The sequence below is a fragment of the Paenibacillus sp. FSL K6-2862 genome (assembly GCF_038005125.1).
Classification (GTDB): Bacteria; Bacillota; Bacilli; order Paenibacillales; family Paenibacillaceae; genus Paenibacillus; species Paenibacillus illinoisensis_A.
In genome coordinates this window covers 4,812,139-4,830,863 of sequence record NZ_JBBOSN010000001.1, presented here as the reverse complement: position 1 = coordinate 4,830,863, position 18,725 = coordinate 4,812,139, and the positions used below count along the sequence as shown (strand labels likewise).

At 47.5% G+C, this 18,725-nt stretch carries 18 protein-coding genes; all 18 read left to right on the top strand.

Features of this window, described 5'->3' with window-relative positions:
• The first annotated feature begins 2 nt into the window (after positions 1–2).
• The 18 genes from MHB82_RS21860 to rpoD all read left to right on the top strand — a co-directional run bounded on the left by MHB82_RS21860 (position 3) and on the right by rpoD (position 18,552).
• On the top strand, positions 3–1,319 hold the full coding sequence (locus MHB82_RS21860) for an NfeD family protein (protein WP_341176680.1): 1,317 nt from the start codon (positions 3–5) through the stop codon (positions 1,317–1,319).
• 162 nt (positions 1,320–1,481) lie between these two features.
• Complete coding sequence (floA, locus tag MHB82_RS21855; protein WP_095359498.1) at positions 1,482–2,492, top strand: flotillin-like protein FloA; 1,011 nt, start codon at positions 1,482–1,484, stop codon at positions 2,490–2,492.
• 13 nt (positions 2,493–2,505) lie between these two features.
• A complete protein-coding gene (locus MHB82_RS21850; protein ID WP_341175801.1) occupies positions 2,506–3,105 on the top strand; it encodes a hypothetical protein in 600 nt (199 codons plus the stop codon).
• Positions 3,106–3,282: 177 nt separating this feature from the next.
• The gene (gene yqfC / locus MHB82_RS21845) at positions 3,283–3,576 is read left to right on the top strand and encodes a sporulation protein YqfC (RefSeq protein ID WP_095289883.1); all 294 of its coding nucleotides are present in this window, start codon (positions 3,283–3,285) and stop codon (positions 3,574–3,576) included.
• On the top strand, positions 3,573–4,766 hold the full coding sequence (yqfD, locus tag MHB82_RS21840) for a sporulation protein YqfD (RefSeq protein ID WP_095359495.1): 1,194 nt from the start codon (positions 3,573–3,575) through the stop codon (positions 4,764–4,766). The genes yqfC and yqfD overlap by 4 nt, the downstream gene beginning before the upstream one ends.
• Positions 4,767–4,772: 6 nt before the next feature.
• The gene (locus tag MHB82_RS21835; protein WP_095289887.1) at positions 4,773–5,744 is read left to right on the top strand and encodes a PhoH family protein; all 972 of its coding nucleotides are present in this window, start codon (positions 4,773–4,775) and stop codon (positions 5,742–5,744) included.
• Positions 5,745–5,759: 15 nt separating this feature from the next.
• A complete protein-coding gene (locus MHB82_RS21830; RefSeq protein WP_095289889.1) occupies positions 5,760–8,009 on the top strand; it encodes an HD family phosphohydrolase in 2,250 nt (749 codons plus the stop codon).
• Positions 8,010–8,043: 34 nt separating this feature from the next.
• Complete coding sequence (ybeY, locus tag MHB82_RS21825) at positions 8,044–8,541, top strand: rRNA maturation RNase YbeY (protein ID WP_095289891.1); 498 nt, start codon at positions 8,044–8,046, stop codon at positions 8,539–8,541.
• A complete protein-coding gene (locus MHB82_RS21820) occupies positions 8,541–8,909 on the top strand; it encodes a diacylglycerol kinase family protein (RefSeq protein ID WP_095289893.1) in 369 nt (122 codons plus the stop codon). Before ybeY ends, MHB82_RS21820 begins: the two co-directional genes overlap by 1 nt.
• Positions 8,910–8,967: 58 nt before the next feature.
• Positions 8,968–9,381: a cytidine deaminase gene (locus tag MHB82_RS21815; RefSeq protein WP_095359493.1), complete on the top strand. Its 414-nt coding sequence runs from the start codon at positions 8,968–8,970 to the stop codon at positions 9,379–9,381.
• A 34-nt stretch (positions 9,382–9,415) separates the two neighbouring features.
• Positions 9,416–10,318, top strand: a complete 903-nt coding sequence (era, locus tag MHB82_RS21810) for a GTPase Era (RefSeq protein ID WP_095359492.1) — start codon at positions 9,416–9,418, stop codon at positions 10,316–10,318.
• Between the two features lie 101 nt (positions 10,319–10,419).
• Positions 10,420–10,560: a YqzL family protein gene (locus MHB82_RS21805; RefSeq protein WP_095359491.1), complete on the top strand. Its 141-nt coding sequence runs from the start codon at positions 10,420–10,422 to the stop codon at positions 10,558–10,560.
• Between the two features lie 33 nt (positions 10,561–10,593).
• Complete coding sequence (recO, locus tag MHB82_RS21800; protein ID WP_095359490.1) at positions 10,594–11,346, top strand: DNA repair protein RecO; 753 nt, start codon at positions 10,594–10,596, stop codon at positions 11,344–11,346.
• A gap of 509 nt (positions 11,347–11,855) precedes the next feature.
• A complete protein-coding gene (gene glyQ, locus MHB82_RS21795; RefSeq protein WP_095359489.1) occupies positions 11,856–12,743 on the top strand; it encodes a glycine--tRNA ligase subunit alpha in 888 nt (295 codons plus the stop codon).
• Positions 12,736–14,814, top strand: a complete 2,079-nt coding sequence (glyS, locus tag MHB82_RS21790; RefSeq protein ID WP_341175800.1) for a glycine--tRNA ligase subunit beta — start codon at positions 12,736–12,738, stop codon at positions 14,812–14,814. The genes glyQ and glyS overlap by 8 nt, the downstream gene beginning before the upstream one ends.
• A gap of 218 nt (positions 14,815–15,032) precedes the next feature.
• The gene (locus tag MHB82_RS21785) at positions 15,033–15,500 is read left to right on the top strand and encodes a YaiI/YqxD family protein (RefSeq protein ID WP_431523674.1); all 468 of its coding nucleotides are present in this window, start codon (positions 15,033–15,035) and stop codon (positions 15,498–15,500) included.
• A 48-nt stretch (positions 15,501–15,548) separates the two neighbouring features.
• The gene (dnaG, locus tag MHB82_RS21780) at positions 15,549–17,369 is read left to right on the top strand and encodes a DNA primase (RefSeq protein WP_095289907.1); all 1,821 of its coding nucleotides are present in this window, start codon (positions 15,549–15,551) and stop codon (positions 17,367–17,369) included.
• 43 nt (positions 17,370–17,412) lie between these two features.
• A complete protein-coding gene (gene rpoD, locus MHB82_RS21775; RefSeq protein WP_095289908.1) occupies positions 17,413–18,552 on the top strand; it encodes an RNA polymerase sigma factor RpoD in 1,140 nt (379 codons plus the stop codon).
• Positions 18,553–18,725: the final 173 nt, after the last annotated feature.

Genomic DNA, 18,725 nt, shown 5'->3' with positions numbered 1-18,725 from the left:
TCATGATGCTGCTGACATTGCTGCTTCCTCTCTGGGTTGGATCGCCGTCTGCACATGCAGCTGAAAAGAGCGGCGCCGTATATATTATTCCGGTTGATAAACCAATCGAGCAGGGGCTAGGCAAGTTTATGGAGCGTGGCTTCAAGGAAGCTGAATCAATGAATGCTGGCCTGATTGTTCTCGATATCAATACACCGGGAGGACGGGTGGATACGGCGGAAGAGCTGGGTACCCTGATTAAAGAAAGCCCTGTTCAGACCGTTGCTTTTGTCCGCGGAGATGCTGCTTCGGCTGGAAGTTTTCTGGCCTTGAATGCAGATAAGATCGTAATGTCGCCAGGAAGCATGATTGGTGCGGCAGCGATGGTGGACAGTACGGGAAAGCATGTCGATGATCCGAAGCTGGTTGCATTCTGGAAGAGCAAAATGCAGGGAGCGGCGGAACAAGGCGGCCGTGATGGCAGTATTGCTGCCGGAATGACAGATGTCAACATGGTTGTGGAGATGCCGGAGATCAACAAAACGAAACAAAAGGGTGAAATTATTGCCTTATCAGCCGAGGAGGCGCTGAAAGTGGGATATGCGGACCACATCAGCTCAACTCCGGAAGAGGCAGCAGCATGGCTGGGTTATGGTCAGGACGATGTATTTACTGTGGAGAGAACTGCAGCAGAGAATATATCTTCTTTTCTGACGAATCCTGTGGTGATGACTATACTTTTGTTCCTGGGAATTGCAGGTGTAATCATTGAACTGATTGTGCCTGGATTCGGAGTGCCTGGTATTGTGGGGATTGTTTGTTTTGTCCTCTATTTCTCAGGGAACTACATTGCTGGATTTGCAGGAGCAGAGACATGGGTGCTGTTTACGGTTGGACTCATCATGATGATTCTGGAGATGTTTATTCCAAGCTTTGGAATCCTGGGCATCCTGGGATCCATTGCACTTGTTGCCGGTGTTGTGCGTGCTGCATATGACACAAGTGATGCTTTTGTATCATTGGGTATTGCTTTTGGGGCTGCGCTCGTGGTCATTGCCATCGTGGTAATTCTGTTTAAGGACAGAGGCATATGGAATCGATTTATACTGAGTGACAAATTGTCTGCCGATCGAGGTTATTCATCTGCGACAGAACGTAAAGAACTGATTGGTCTCCAAGGGATTAGCCTGACTCCGCTTCGTCCATCTGGAACAGCAATGTTTAATGGGGAACGGGTCGATGTGGTTTCGGACGGAGACTTTATCCCAGTTGATACACCGATTATTGTGGTTAAAGCCGAAGGCACTAGGATTGTGGTCCAGCAAGCTTTGCCGGTGTAAAACGCTTGTCATGCCGGAGTTCTGGTGGGCTTCGGCAGTGTACATAACCATATGGCCGTGCTGCTTGCCGAATGGTGTTTTTCTAAAATTAGCAGCATTATAGTTGAGATCTGTTATGATGAATTTTTACAAAATTAAAGTGCAAATGGAGGAATTTTGACTATGGAACCAACGTTGATTACGGTTTTGCTCGTTGCGGTAGTTGCCATTATCGTATTGAGCGTATTCTTCAGCTTTTTCCCAGTAATGCTTTGGATCTCGGCCATTGCATCCGGTGTACGTGTCGGAATTATTACACTGGTAGCGATGCGATTGAGACGTGTAACACCTAGCCGAATCGTAAATCCAATGATTAAAGCAACCAAAGCAGGTCTTCAACTGTCAATGAACCAACTAGAGAGCCACTTCCTGGCGGGTGGTAATGTTGACCGTGTAGTAAATGCTCTGATTGCTGCTCAGCGTGCAAACATTCCGCTGGAATTCGAACGTGCTGCTGCGATTGACCTCGCTGGTCGTGATGTATTGCAGGCTGTACAAATGAGTGTTAACCCGCGTGTCATCGAGACACCAATTGTATCTGCGGTAGCCAAAGATGGTATTGAAGTTAAAGTTAGAGCACGGGTTACGGTTCGGGCCAATATTGACCGTCTCGTCGGTGGTGCCGGTGAAGAGACGATCATTGCCCGTGTCGGTGAAGGTATCGTAAGTACAAACGGTTCCTCGAATTCCCACAAAGACGTTCTGGAAAATCCGGATCTGATCTCCCGTACGGTATTGTCCAAAGGTCTGGATGCAGGTACGGCTTTTGAAATCCTGTCCATTGATATTGCGGACGTGGATGTAGGTAAGAACATTGGTGCGTTCCTGCAAACCGAGCAGGCTGAGGCTGACAAACGCATCGCTCAGGCGAAAGCGGAAGAACGTCGCGCTATGGCTGTAGCCCAAGAGCAAGAGATGAAGGCACGTGTAGTCGAAATGAGAGCGCGTGTGGTTGAATCCGAATCCCAAGTACCTTTGGCAATGTCTGAAGCACTTCGCAGTGGCAAGATCGGTGTCATGGACTACATGAACCTTAAAAATATTGAAGCGGATACTCAAATGCGCAATACTTTGGGAAAACCTGGTGAAGGTTCGAATTCCAACGATCAGGGTGATTCCAAAAACGGAAGATAGGCGGTGAATGCGTATGGGCCTATTTGAATGGATTTTTGATAATCTGTATATAGTGGCCGTCATCGGTTTTGCGCTCTTTTCTTTCTTGGGAAAAGCCGCCAAATCGGCTGATCCGAACAAAAAGCGTCCTGGCAACGGGATGCCTACATTCGGAGGCAGCGGTAATTCAGAACGGGATGATCGCTCGAGAGACAATTCATCTCCGCAGCAATCTTCCGGACCGGCAGATCCCCGTTATGATGAACAGTATGACGATCGGTATGACGACGAGCAATATGATGATCGTTATGATCAGCCTTATTCGGAGCCTGTTGTATCTTCTCGACCCGCAAGTGACTACAGAAGTGAGGGCTCTATGAGCGCTATGGAAAATTCGCTTGAACAACAGATGAAAGTGATGGAGCAACAGCAACGCCTGATTGAAGAGCGCTTGAATCGTATCTCTTCTGCGGATACACCGACTGTATCTGACTCCAGTTGGGATGAGGGTACATCGGGTGAAACTAGATCGTCCCGGCTTCGTCCGGAAGACATCCGTACCGGTGTTTTATGGGCAGAAGTGTTGGGGGCGCCACGGTCCAAACAGCCTTTTGGAACAAGAGGTAAGTTGTAAAATGTAATATCAATCATAAAACAGCAAAGAGCCGTCTCAGGTGAGCAATATGCCAGAGAGGGCTCTTTTTGTTGAGCTCCTTTTTAAAGAATTAATGATCTAACAGAAGCTGTAGTTTTCATAAAATCATGTTTCTGCGCATAAGTTGAACTGTAGAGGAAGGGGGAAGACCTTCGTATGACCCGGATCAGCCGCAAGCTGCGCAGATGGACCAGTGAGGTGCTGGATTTGCCGCAGGACGTGCTTTATGATATGCCACGGTTAACCCTGATCGGCAGCAAGCAATTGTATATCGAAAATCATCGCGGTGTGATCCATTTTACGCCGAATCGCATTGTTCTGGCTTTGACCCAGGGTCAGCTCGAGATTAAAGGCGTTGATCTGATGATTCGTAATATTTTGCCGGATGAAGTGGCGGTGGAAGGAACAATTCTGGATATACATATGAATGGAGCGGAGGGAAACGGATGAAACAGCCCAGTCTGTACAAACTGCGAGGTGCAGTCCGAATAACGGTCACTGGGGGAGACATCGAAGCGCTGATCAACATGGTGGCAGAGCAGGGACTGGAAGTGTGGAACCTGCGTGCTCATGATGGACGCAAGGCAGAGATGAATATTCTGCTGCCGCATTTTTTTAGGCTGCGTCCTTTGTTGAAGCGGACAGGCTGCAGGGTGAAGGTGACGCACCGCAGCGGGATTCCTTTTTTTATGGCCAGATTAATGAAAAGGAAGTTCTTCCTTGGGGGTATGGTGCTTTTCGTGATTGCCATGTTTGCATTATCATCGATGGTCTGGAATGTTGAGGTGAAGGGGAATGTGAAAATCCCCACTGATGTGGTACTTGCTGCAGCCAAAAAAGAAGGGATATATCCTTTCCAGTGGGGGTTCAGACTCCAGAGTCAGGACAAGCTTTCCAGACAGCTGGCTTTGGCACTTCCCGACGTAACCTGGATTGGTGTGAGCAAAGAGGGGACAACCATTACCATTCAGGTTGTAGAGTCTGCACAGCCTCAGCGTGAACCGCTACTGAATCCAAGGCACTTGGTGAGCAAATCGGATGCAGTCGTTACTCAGATATACGCAGAACAGGGACGTCCTGTTGTACAGAAGGATACACGTGTTAAGAAAGGTCAGGTATTAATATCGGGTATTTTGGGCGATGAAGAGAATACAGAGAATGTTGTGGCCAAAGGCGAGGTCCGTGGACTTGTATGGCGTGAATATGAGGTGGAAGTGCCTCTCGTGCAGAAGCATAACACCATGACAGGAGAAAGTAAGGAACGTTTTTATGTTGTGCTTGGGGATTGGGCTGTTCAGCTCTGGGGATATGGGAAGACGCCTTTCAGTTCCTTCAATACGGCGAGTGATCATAAGCCGCTGACATGGCGATCCTTCACACTTCCGATGGGATGGTTGACGGAGACCGATATGGAGACCACGCAGCAAGAGGAACAAAAGACGGTGGAATGGGCCCGCACGAAAGGGCTGGAGGGAGCTAGAAACGATATTATCGCCAAAAATGGCAAAGGAACAAAAATTTTAAGTGAAAAAATTTTGCATGAGAAGAAAGAGAATGGTAAAGTTTATATGAAAGTATTATTTGAAGTGGAAGAAAGCATTGCGGAAGAACTTCCGTTAGTCCATAGTCAAGGAGAATGAGGCTATTTGTCAGAACAAACACGCAGCATACGAATCTCCCTCCAGAGTGCGGGAGAGGGTCAATCTCTTTTTGGACCCCAAGATATTTTTCTGAAACTGATTGAATCCGAGATTCCCGCCCAGATCGCTTCACGCGAAGCGGAAATTGTGATTCACGGCAATACAAAGAATGTGGAATCGCTTGAACAATTATTCGATGTGTTACTGCAATTGGTACGTAACGGGTATGTGCTAACCGAACGAGACGTCAGCTATGCCATTGAACTGGCCAAGGATCTGCGTGCAGACCAGCTGCTTGATCTCTTTAAGGGTGAGATTACGACCACCTACCGGGGCAAACCGATTCGTGTTAAAACCATTGGACAGAAGCACTATGTAACGACAATTAAGAAACGTGATGTTGTATTCGGCATCGGTCCAGCCGGTACGGGTAAAACCTATCTGGCCGTTGTACTGGCTGTTGCAGCTCTCAAGGAAGGCAGCGTCAAGCGCATCGTGCTTACACGGCCTGCTGTTGAAGCGGGCGAGAGCCTGGGCTTCCTGCCTGGAGACCTGCAGGAAAAGGTTGACCCTTATCTGCGGCCTTTGTATGACGCCTTGTATGACGTAATGGGTCAAGAGCAAACGGCCAAGGCACTGGAGCGCGGTTTGATCGAAATTGCACCACTGGCATATATGAGGGGGCGTACACTCGATGACTCGTTCATCATTTTGGACGAAGCTCAGAATACGACGCCGGAACAGATGAAGATGTTTTTGACCCGTCTTGGTTTTGGCTCCAAAATGGTCATTACCGGAGACGTAACGCAAATTGATTTACCTCGCGGCAAAAAGTCTGGACTGGTGGAAGCAAAAACGATACTCAGTGAAGTTGAAGAAATTGGATTTGTCTATTTTGCCGAGCAAGATGTTGTACGGCATTCCCTCGTCCAAAAAATTATCGTTGCATACAACCACGCCGCAGAAAATCAAGAATAGAAGGGATTGTCTAAAGTGACCTCGAAGGAACTGTCAAAAGGCAAATCTTTTCAGAATAGAACCACAGGATGGAAGTATAGCGTGTGGGCACGCTATCTTCTGTTTTTGTTTCTGGTGATTCTCTTCTACTTCAGTCTGGCCTCCAAGCTGCTTCCCGAGCGGTATGACATTCAGGAAGGCACACGAAGCGAAGTGGATATTGCTGCGCCCATGCAGATTCCAAACACGAAGGCAACGCTGAAAGCTCAGGAAGAAGCTGCTGAGCGTGTACAGCCGATCTATCAAATTGTGCAGCTGCGAAACGAAAATTTGATGACCACCCTGCTGGATCGTATTGACCGTCTGAATCAGGATGACCAGATTTCCAGTCAGGACAAGATTGATATTTATCGTGATGAGATTCCGCAGAGGCAGAAGGATTTTGTGTCCAACTTTATCAATAACAATCGGAAAGCGGGTACATATTCCGAAACTCTTTTGGAAGAGATCAGAAACGTAGTTCAGGAGCAAAGCTACCGAATTCCGGAAGAAACCTATATCAAGATATCCCGCTTGACCTCGGATGATATCCAGGAGATGAAGTCCGTTGGTCGGGATATTGTGTCCAGATTGATGACGGATCAGATCAGTGATGCTACGACAGCAAGGGCAAAAGTTGCCGAAATGGTAAGTGTAAGTTCCCTTAGCAAGCGTACGCAGCGTGAGGTTGTTCAGGAGCTCGCCCGCCTTGTAGTAACGTCCAACCGTTTCTATGATGAAGAGGGGACAAAGGAAGCCAAGGTACAGGCTCGTGAAAATACACAGACAGTCTATATCAAACAAGGTGATACACTGGTTGCCAAGGGCGAAATGATAACCCCCGAAATGTACGCGCTTCTTGATGAAAATGATTTGTTGAAAAACGAAGTAAATTACTGGCCGCAGCTGGGTCTTCTCATGCTGTCTTGTCTGCTGTCGGCAGCAATTCTGATGTATATTCAGCAATTCAGCGGAACGCATTTCAAATATAATAATGCACAGCTGCTGATGCTTGTACTCATTTTCATTATTACGATTGTGCTTATGCATGTAACGGCATTCATTCAGACAGCAGATAGGTCATATGTCGGCTTCCTTGCACCAGTTGCAGTGGGGGCGATGTTGATTGCCTTATTGCTGGATACATCGCTTGCTTTCGTTTGCTCGATCATCATTGGCATGTTGTCAAGCATCATCCTGAATACGCATCAAGGTCAGATTTTTGATTTTGAGCTTGGCTTCTTTGCGGTGCTGGTGTCTTTTGTTGCGATCTTCGCGACATACCGGGCAAGCCAGCGATCCACCATCTTAAAGGGGGCCATCATGGTCTGCCTGTTTGGTTCAATTGCCGTCTTTACACTGTCGTTGATTGATACGGGGGATTGGAACCGTACAACAACGCTTTACGGCGTTGGATTTGCTTTTGCGGGTGGTGTACTAACAGCGATTCTCGTCATTGGGCTTATGCCGTTTTTCGAAACATCGTTTGGTATACTATCAGCACTGAAGCTGGTGGAGCTGTCCAACCCGAACCACCCGTTATTGCGTAAACTGCTGACGGAAACACCGGGGACATATCATCACAGTGTCATGGTAGGAAACCTGTCGGAGGCCGCGGCCGAGGCTATAGGAGCGAATGGTCTGCTCTGCCGAGTAGGTTCGTATTACCATGATATTGGCAAGACCAAGAGACCGATATATTTCATTGAAAATCAGAACAATATGGAGAACCCGCATGACTCCATTGATCCCAAATTGAGTAAATCAATTATCGTTGCGCACGCACGGGATGGTGTGGAAATGCAGAAAGATTATAAGCTCCCGAAACCGATTCGGGATATCGCGGAGCAGCATCACGGGACAACCTTCCTCCATTACTTCTATCACAAAGCGCTGCGTCAAGCCGAGGAAGCAGGAGTGGAGCCTGACTTTACAGAAGAAGATTTCCGTTATCCAGGTCCAAAAGCCCAGTCCAAGGAATCGGCTATCGTGGGGATAGCGGACAGTGTTGAAGCAGCAGTTCGTTCCTTGCGCAAACCGACTGTGGAACAAGTGGAATCCATGATTGAGAAGATTATCAAGGGGCGTCTCGATGATCATCAGTTTAACGATTGTGATCTCACCATGCGTGAATTGGATATCGTAGCAAAGACCTTGAAAGAGACGGTAATGGGAATCTTCCACTCCCGGATTGAATACCCGGAAGAGATCAAAAAACCGAAGCCAACCTCACCTGAAGCAGGTTGACTTACGAATATGAGCAGACAGGAGTTATGAAAGAATGAGTCTTAACCTGGCATGGAATAATGATCAACAGGATAAAGAAATTACAGAACAGATGATTGCAATGCTAGAGCAATTGCTGAACCTGGCAGGAGAAGCTGAAGGCGTGGCTGATGGAGAAGTTGCTCTCACATTTGTGGATGATGCCCAGATTCATGAGCTGAACCGGGATTACCGCGGAATCGATCGTCCGACAGATGTGCTGTCATTTGCCATGAATGAAACCATGGATGAGGAACTGGACATCATCTACGAACTGGATGAGGATGAAGAGATGGAAGAGATGCCAGATGTTCTCGGTGACATCATTATCTCCGTTCCTCGTACAATCCTGCAAAGTGAAGAATATGGGCATTCATTTGAACGTGAGCTTGGTTTTCTGTTTGTGCACGGTTTCTTGCACCTGCTCGGATATGATCATCAGGACGAAGCAAGCGAAGCCGAAATGATGGGCAAACAGGAAGCTGTACTCGCCCAGGCCGGGTTGACACGATAATGAAAAGGCGCTCCTGGAGTCTGGTGTTCCGCAATGCGGCAGAAGGAATCGTATACGGTTTTCGGACACAGCGAAATGTAAGGGTTCATTCGGGAGTAGCCGTCATCATGTGTTCGGCAGGATTTATCTTCGGGATTTCTAGGACAGACTGGATGTTTGTGCTAACAGCCATCTTTCTGGTGCTGGTAACCGAATTAATGAACACGGCCGTAGAGGCAGCGGTAGATCTGGCACATCCGCATATTCATCCGCTTGCAAAAGCGGCGAAAGACACCGCGGCTGGCGCAGTTTTGCTGGCTGCGGTGTTCGCCGTAGTCATCGGATGTATGGTGTTCTTCAAACCGGTTTTACATTGGCTTGGTTTCTGATAAGCCTGCTATAACAAGAAGTTTATTTTAGTGATAACCTGAGGGAGAGATTTGGATTATGGATAATCAACAGCTCATGCAAGAAGCCATTAAGGCACGTGCCAAAGCGTACACACCTTATTCCCATTTTGGCGTAGGAGCAGCTCTGCTGGATAGCGAAGGCAATGTGCATCATGGATGCAATATTGAGAATGCTGCCTATACACCAAGCAACTGCGCGGAGCGAACAGCACTCTTCAGTGCGATCGCAGGGGGGCAGCAGCCTCGTAGTTTCAAGGCCATTGCCGTTGTAGGAGATACGGAAGGTCCAATCGCGCCATGTGGCGTGTGTCGCCAGGTTATGGTTGAGCTGTGTGAGCCGGATATGAAAGTCATCATGGGCAACTTGAATGGTGACCTGCAGGAAACGACGGTTGCCGAGCTGCTGCCTTGGGCTTTTGGTCCGTCTGATTTGGATTTTGCCAAAAAATAAACTATTCCAGGCCTAGGCGCCTGAGGAGGAACATATGAAGAAAAAAGCATTTAAATCGGGTTTTGTAGCTATTGTTGGGCGTCCTAACGTTGGTAAATCGACTTTGATGAACCAGGTTATTGGTCAAAAAATAGCCATTATGTCGGACAAGCCGCAAACCACTCGTAATAAAATACATGGCGTTTACACATCCGATGACAAGCAAGTTGTCTTTTTGGACACACCAGGTATTCACAAACGGCAATCCAAGCTGGGTGACTATATGAACCAGACTGCCCTGAATACACTCGGGGAAGTGGAAGCAGCTCTGTTCCTGATTGACGCTTCCGAAGGAATGGGCGGTGGTGACCGTTACATCGCAGAACAACTGAAAAATGTTCGGACTCCTGTCATTTTGGTGATGAACAAAATTGATAAAATCGAACCGGAAGCGCTGCTGCCGCTTATTGAGGAGTATCGCAAGCTGCATGATTTCGCAGAAATTGTACCGGTCTCTGCCAAACTCGGCAGCAATGTAAGTACACTGCTTGATCAGATCGGCAAGTATTTGCCGGAAGGACCGCAATACTACCCGGAAGATCAGGTTACAGACCACCCGGAACAGTTCGTTTGTGCGGAGCTGATTCGGGAGAAAATTCTGCAAATGACCCGGGAAGAGGTTCCCCACTCCATTGCTGTAACCATTGAGGATATGAAGGTTCAGGACAACGGGGTAGTATACATTTCAGCCGTTATTTTTGTAGAGCGTGACTCTCAAAAAGGGATTATTATCGGTAAACAGGGAGCCCTGTTAAAAGAGGTCGGCAAACGTGCGCGTACGGATATTCAAAACCTTTTGGGTTCGAAAATCTTTATGGATCTGTGGGTTAAGGTGAAAAAGGATTGGAGAAATCAGGATCGCGTTCTGCGTGATCTCGGCTTCCACCGTGACGTTTAATCGAGCAAGTATCCATTAATTGCAACACATAGTTTACCTTGCAAGACTCCATCCTAACTGGTAGATGCAGACGTCATTTCCGAAGAGAGGATGAAATTCTGATGCGAGATTTTTCGTGGAAGGTTTTTGCAATGACGGGGGATGTGGAGTCCTATTTGTTGTATACCGAGGCATGTGCGCCAACAGGACAGGAGTCTGATACTGCAGGGGAAGTGATAGAAGATGAAGAAGCCGAAGGTTAATTGGCTGATTCGGGAATGGTTAGGTGACGAGGCATGCTATACAGGGTGGAAGGGATTGTCATCCGCAGCATGGACTACGGCGAGGGAAACAAAATTATTACGCTTTGCACCGAAAGTGGTGGAAAAGTAGGAGTACTCGTCCGTGGTGCCAAAAAGCCCAAAAGCCGACATGCTGCGCTGGTGCAGCCGTTTACGTACGGTCAATACGTATATTTCCGTAATACGGGCCTGGGGACACTAAATGCGGGCGAAATCATGGAGTCATATCATGAGCTTCGGGAAGATTTAGTTAAAGCAGCTTATGCATCCTATGCATGTGAACTGCTGGATAGGGTCCTGCAGGATGAGGAAACAGGTGCTTTCTGGTTCAAGCAGCTTAAGGCTTGTCTTCAGGCTTTAAAGGAAGAGAAGGACCCAAGCGTCATTACCAGTCTCTATGAGATGAAAATATTACAATCGGCGGGCTACGGCCCGTCGCTTGATGAATGCATTTCATGCGGCCAGGAACGGCCGGATGAACAGTTGTTTGTAAGTCCAAGGCTCGGTGGTGTGCTGTGCAGAGCCTGTAAACACTTTGATCCACCTGCGTTGTCTGTAAGTCCTAAAGCTCTGAGGTTACTGCGGTTATTTGCACAGCTGGATTTGCAGCGATTGGGCAACATATCCGTCAGTGAGGCCACTAGAGATGAAATGAAGAAGATCATGAGAGCCTTCATGGATCACCAGTTGGGTCTCAATTTGAAATCCCGTTCTTTTCTCGATCAGATGGAGAAATACGGGATTTAAGGTGTGTTTTCTGGGGATGACAAGATTCACTTGACTTTGCACTCTTTTTTATTTAATATGGACTATAATTTCTCTTTTTGGAGACATGCATTGAACGAGAGAGTAGGAGACCTGATTTATTATTCTCGTAGATTGGCCAGACGGTCCTGACTACGATAATTGAGCGAGCCTGGGATGGTGCAAGCCGGGATGAATCGGTCTGTGAAATGGCACTCGGGAGCATGAATGGACACGGAAAAGTGGGCTTGCGTGAACAGGTTATCCTGTTTTATACACAAGCCAAGTAGGGTGGAACCGCGGGAGTAGCTCTCGTCCCTACGTCTGGACAACAGGCGTAGGGCGAGGGCTTTTTTTGATTGTGGAAATATTTTCCGTAAAGCTGGTGGATATATCCCGGGAATCTCTCGCAAAACGCGTTTTGTCCGTTCTACGTCGGGCTTCGATTGACGTTTGTGCAAATCGGAAGTTTTCTCAGCTTGTCAATAAACTCATTGAAAAGGAGCATGATTATGAATTTTCAGCAGATGATTCTCACGCTGCAACAATTCTGGGCCGAGCACAACTGTATTATTGTCCAGCCATATGATACGGAAAAAGGAGCAGGTACCATGAACCCGATGACCTTTTTGCGTTCACTTGGACCAGAGCCTTGGAAAGTAGCTTATGTAGAGCCTTCCCGTCGTCCTTCCGACGGACGTTACGGAGAAAACCCGAACCGTCTGTATCAGCACCATCAATTTCAAGTCATTATTAAGCCTTCACCAGACAACATTCAGGAAATTTACCTGGAAAGTCTCAAACGTTTGGGGATTGACCCGCTTAAACATGATATCCGTTTTGTTGAAGACAACTGGGAAAATCCTTCTCTGGGTTGCGCAGGCCTGGGATGGGAAGTATGGCTCGATGGTATGGAAATTACACAGTTTACATACTTCCAGCAAGTCGGCGGAATTGAGACGAACCCGGTGGCTGTCGAAATTACGTATGGTATGGAGCGCCTTGCTTCTTATATTCAGGAGAAAGAAAATGTGTTTGATCTGGAATGGGTAGAGGGAATCACCTATGGTGATGTATTCCTGCAGCCTGAGTTTGAACACTCCAAATATACGTTTGATGTATCTGATGTAAAGATGCTATTTACCCTCTTCAACATGCATGAAGAAGAAGCCAATAAGGCTATGGCACAGCATCTGGTATTTCCGGCATATGACTATGTGCTGAAATGTTCCCATACGTTTAACCTGCTTGATGCTCGTGGAGCAATCAGTGTTACTGAACGTACCGGTTACATTACACGTGTTCGTAATCTGGCACGCCAAGTGGCTGCAACATATGTGGAAGAGCGCGAGAAGCTTGGCTTCCCGCTGATCAAGAAAGGGGGAGCGGAGCATGTCTAAGGATCTGTTGTTTGAAATTGGTCTGGAGGAAGTACCTGCACGCTTTATGCGCGCGGCGATTGAACAGCTGCAGGATCGTATCGTGAAATGGCTGGATGCATCCCGCGTAACACATGGTGAGGTAAACGCTTATGCTACACCACGTCGTTTGGCTGTCATGATTCAGGATGTTGCCGAGAAGCAAGAGGACGTGGAAGAAGAAGTAAAAGGTCCTTCCCGTAAAATTGCACTTGACGAGAGCGGCAACTGGAGCAAAGCAGCACTCGGATTTGCACGCAGTCAAGGTGTTGATCCGGATCAGTTTACGTTTAAGGAACTCGGCGGAGTCGAGTATATCTATGCAACCAAGAGCAGCAAAGGTGTAGAGACTTCATCGGTAATCGGTGAAGGATTGCTGTCGATTCTGCACGCCATGACATTCCCTAAATTCATGCGCTGGGCTTCATATGATTTCAAATTTGTCCGCCCGATTCGCTGGATTGTCGCTCTGCTTGGTAGTGAGGTTATTGATATTGAAGTTGCAGGTGTGAAATCCGGGAATGTAACCCGGGGACATCGTTTCCTTGGTAAGGAGGCCGTGATTACTAATCCTGCTTCATATGTCGAATTGCTGCGTTCCGAACATGTTATTGCAGATATCAAGGAACGGGAGCAAATGATCGTTTCCCAGATTCAGGCACTGGCTGCCGAGAAGAACTGGGATATCGCTATCAAGGAAGATTTGCTGGAGGAAGTACTGTTTTTGGTGGAAACGCCAACTGTATTGTTCGGAACGTTCGATCCTTCATTCCTCAATATCCCTCAGGAAGTATTGATAACTTCGATGCGTGAGCATCAGCGTTATTTCCCTGTACTGGATAGTGCGGGACAATTGCTGCCTTTCTTTGTAACCGTTCGTAACGGAGGCAGTGATTCACTTGATGTCATCGCCAAAGGTAACGAAAAAGTACTGCGTGCCCGTCTGTCTGACGCCAAGTTCTTCTACGAAGAAGACCAGAAGCTCGAGATCAAGGACGCATTGTCCAAACTGGAGAGCATTGTCTTTCAGGAGGAGCTGGGTACCGTTGGTGACAAGGTGCGTCGTATTCGCAAAATTGCGGACGGTCTGGCATCCAAGCTGCAGGTTTCAGCTGATGTTGCGGAGTCGGTGAGCCGCTCTGCAGATATCTGCAAGTTTGACCTGGTTACGCTGATGGTTGGTGAGTTCCCTGAATTGCAAGGTGTCATGGGTGAGGATTACGCTCGCAAGGCAGGTGAGAAGGAAGAAGTGGCCAAAGCGGTATTTGAACACTATCAGCCGCGCTTTGCCGGAGACCAATCTCCTGCTTCACTTGTAGGTGCGATCGTAAGTGCTGCAGATAAAATGGATACCATCGTGGGCTGTTTCTCCATCAATATCATCCCGACTGGATCCCAGGATCCATATGCACTTCGTCGTCAGGCTGCGGGTATTGTACAAATCTTGCTGGATCATCAGCTTCCACTGACGCTCTCCGATGTGTTCGGGGTTGCGCTTCAGGTACATGCTCAGATGAACCTTTTGAAACGTGCAGATGAAGAGGTTCGTAAAGATTTGCAGGACTTCTTCGGTCTTCGTGTGAAAAAACTGTTGTCCGAGACTGTTCGTTATGATGTAGTTGATGCCGTGATCTCTGCCGGATTCGATGATATTAGTGCTGTTGTTCCAAAAGGTGAGGCTTTGATGGCCGCTGTTCAAACCGGTGATGCGTTCAAAACAACAGTGGAATCTTTCAACCGGGTAGGTAACCTGGCTGCCAAAGCGTCGAATGCTTCTGTTCATCCTGAACTGTTTACCGAAGAGGGAGAGAAGCAGCTGCATGAAGCTTGGAACAGAACCAATGAGGAATATCGCAAAGCCTTGTCGCAGCACGATGCAGCGGAAGCGCTCGCGATTGCATCCGCTTGGAAGGAAGCCATAACAGCATTCTTCGATTCCGTAATGGTTATGGCCGAAGATGAAGCAGTCCGTGCTAATCGCTTGGCTCTGCTCGCAGCTATCGATCGTGACTTGAAAGGATTTGCCGATTTCTCCAAATTGGTGTTAGTATAATATCCCGGCACTGACGGGTTAAAGCATACGCTTCAAATTCAGTATTAAAGAAGGATATATGAGGGTATAAATATACGGAACGGGTTGTGAAATTTTATTTTTAACAGCCGTTCCGTATTTTAGCCTTTGATTTACCTTGACTGGTCAGAAGGAATTTCGCTGGCGGAAGTCGTATATAACAATATGCAGCTATTTTATGAAGCCGGGTGATCCTGAGGTTGAGTGAGTTGAATGTACGCCAGATTGTTGTGGACGGAGATGCTTGTCCGGTGAAAGCCGAGATTGCAGAAACGGCCCGTCGTTTTGATATCCCCGTATTGTTAGTATCTTCCTTTGATCATTTGCTTCAGGGAGGAGAAGGGGTGCGTACCGTGCAGGTCGACCGCAGTGATCAGAGCGCGGATCTGTACATCGCCAATCATATCAAGCCCTGTGATGTTGTCATTACACAGGATTATGGACTGGCAGCACTCGCACTTGGCAAACGTTGTTATGTTTTATCATTTCGTGGTCGCGAATTTAATGATCGTGACATTGATTTTATGCTCGATTCCCGGCATACTGCTGCCAAAGCACGGAAAAGAGGGCATTATGGGAAGGGTCCAAAGCCTTTCACAGAGCAGGATCGGGAAATTTTTCAACATAAACTGACAAAACTTTTGAAAGATTTGCAGGAGAATGTGTAAGTTTAGCGAATTATATTTACGTGCTGAAAGAGATGAAGGTGGCCAGAGATGAGTACCGGACAAGGCGGTATACCCGAAAGCATTATTGAATCGGTGTTACAGCAGCATGATATTGTCGATACGGTGAGCCGATTTGTGCATCTGACCAAGCAGGGGAAGTACATGAAAGGCCTCTGCCCTTTTCATTCCGAGAAGACGCCTTCGTTTACAGTTACACCAGAGAAACAAATTTTCTACTGCTACGGTTGCGGCACGGGTGGAAATGCCATCAAATTCAGGATGGAAATCGAAGGGTTATCCTTTCCCGAGGCTGTCAAGACGATGGCGGAAGAAAGTCACATCTCGATGGGAGACTGGCAAGGGCGTGAATCCGCTCATGTAAATCCGGAGACAGAACGTCTGCTGGAGGCGTATGAGCTAACTGCAAAGCTGTATCATTTCTTATTGAAAAATACAGAGCATGGAAAAGCAGCCATGGAGTATTTACGCTCGCGGGGCTTTAGCGACAAGCTGATTGACCAGTTCCAGATTGGTTATGCGCCGAATCGTTGGGACACGTTGGTGCAATTTCTGGAGAAGCGCAACTTTCCTCTTGAAGAGATGGAAAAGGGCGGTCTTCTGTCGCAGCGGAGTGAAGGTCAGGGCTATGTGGACCGCTTCCGAGACAGGGTTATGTTCCCGATTAATGGCAGAAGCGGCAAACCGATTGCATTTGCAGGCCGCATTTTGGGAGACGGGCAGCCGAAGTACCTAAATTCACCGGAAACCCGGTTATTCAACAAAAGCCGAGTTCTCTACAATCTGCATCAGGCCAAAAATGCAATTCGCAAACAAAGACAAGCTATTTTGTTCGAAGGTTACGGCGACGTGATCTCCGCCTGGGATCAAGAGATCCAGAACGGAGTAGCAGCCATGGGTACAGCGCTAACCGAGAATCAGGCGCTTATGCTCAAGGGCATGTGCGACGAAGTCATTATCTGTTATGACGGTGACCGAGCAGGGCAGGCAGCTGCACTTAAGAACTTCCCCATTCTGGAAGAAGCCGGGCTGCAGGTTAAGGTGGCTCTTATACCCGAAGGGCTTGATCCGGATGATTTTATTCGGAAGTACGGTGGTGAACGGTTTCGCAACCAGATTGTAGACGGTGCTGTGACCACAACAAAATTTAAGCTTATAAACCTTAAAAAAAACCATATACTGCTAGAAGGCGGCGGTCTGATCGCCTATTCCAAGGAAGCGGTAAAGCTAATCGCGCCATTATCTTCCCCTACAGAACGCGAAGTGTATTTGCGTGAACTGGCTGCCGAAGTGGATGTGTCATTTGAGACACTGAAGCAGGAGTGTAATGAAGAGCGACAGTCCATGAAAAATAACGAGCAGTATGGGGATAATAACCCGAAAAGGTGGAATAATGGTAGGCAACAAAATAGGCAGGTGCCTACACCCAATCTGTTGCCGGCTTACCATGCTGCTGAGCGCAAATTGCTTGCCTGGATGCTTCAGGATGACGAGGCTGCCCAGTATGTGAATGAGCATCTTGGTGAAGCTTTTAACTTGGATGATCATGCAGCTATTGCTGCTTATCTATATGCCTATTATGCGCAAGGCAAATCGCCGGATACAAGCCGTTTTATGTCCTCATTGCATGATGATCGATTGGAGAAAACCGTCAGCTCGATCTCAATGATGGATGGCCCGGGTGAATGGAACGTTCAGATACTCGATGATTGTATCAGGGAAGTGCTGAAATATCCGCGCAAAAAAGAGTACGATCTGAAAAAAGAAGAAATGATTGCTGCAGAGCGTGCAGGTGATTTTGTACGCGCGGCACAAATCGCAATTGAAATGATTGCCCTAGAGAGACAGTAAATGTCCGTGTGTTGGATGTTTCTAGGGAGGAGGGAGTCGAGTTATGGCGAATGATCAGCATACTGAACTAGAAACAGAATTAACGCTGGATCAGGTTAAGGATCAACTGATTGAATCAGGCAAAAAAAGAGCTTCATTGAACTACAAGGAAATTATTGAGAAACTCTCCCCGTTTGAGCAGGATGCTGAGCAAATGGATGAGTTCTACGAACAATTAAGTGACCTGGGTATCGACGTGGTAAACGAGAATGATGAAGAGGTTACGCTTCGCCCTAATGATGACTCAGAAAACAACAGCAGAGAGGGAGACGATGAGTTCCACTTTGATGATGATCTGAGCTTGCCTCCTGGTATCAAAATCAATGACCCTGTCCGGATGTATCTGAAGGAAATTGGTCGCGTACCTTTGTTGTCTGCAGATGATGAAGTGGAGCTTGCCAAACGGATTGAAAACGGGGATGAAGAAGCGAAACGCCGACTGGCTGAAGCCAACCTTAGACTCGTTGTCAGTATCGCCAAGCGATATGTGGGACGCGGTATGCTGTTCCTTGACCTGATTCAGGAAGGAAACATGGGTCTGATCAAGGCAGTTGAGAAGTTTGACCACAAAAAAGGGTATAAGTTCAGTACGTATGCGACTTGGTGGATCCGTCAAGCGATCACACGTGCGATAGCCGATCAGGCGCGTACCATTCGTATTCCGGTGCACATGGTCGAAACGATAAATAAACTGATCCGGGTATCCCGTCAGTTGTTGCAAGAACTTGGACGCGAACCAACGCCAGAAGAAATTGCAGCTGAAATGGATCTGAGTGTGGAGAAAGTGCGTGAGATCACGAAGATTGCACAGGAACCGGTTTCCCTCGAAACACCGATTGGTGAAGAGGATGATTCCCATCTGGGCGATTTTATCGAGGATCAGGAAGCTTTGGCTCCAGCAGATGCTGCTGCCTATGAATTGCTGAAAGAACAGCTTGAAGACGTACTGGATACGTTGACAGAGCGTGAAGAGAATGTGCTTCGCCTTCGTTTTGGTCTGGACGATGGACGGACGAGAACGCTGGAAGAAGTGGGCAAGGTCTTTGGAGTTACGCGTGAGCGTATTCGTCAGATCGAAGCTAAGGCTCTTCGTAAACTGCGCCACCCAAGCCGCAGCAAACGGCTTAAGGATTTCCTCGAATAACAGAACTACGGGAGACTTTTCGCAAGCCGCTTAGGCGGCGGCGAGGTCTCCTTTATTTTTAAATCGAATGTCTTAATTGCTTGGTTTTGGTAATTAATCCTTGAAATGTTTGATTGGATTTCATTTTATCGCTTTTCGTTGTCCAATGCAAATCAATAAATTAAATGAATGTG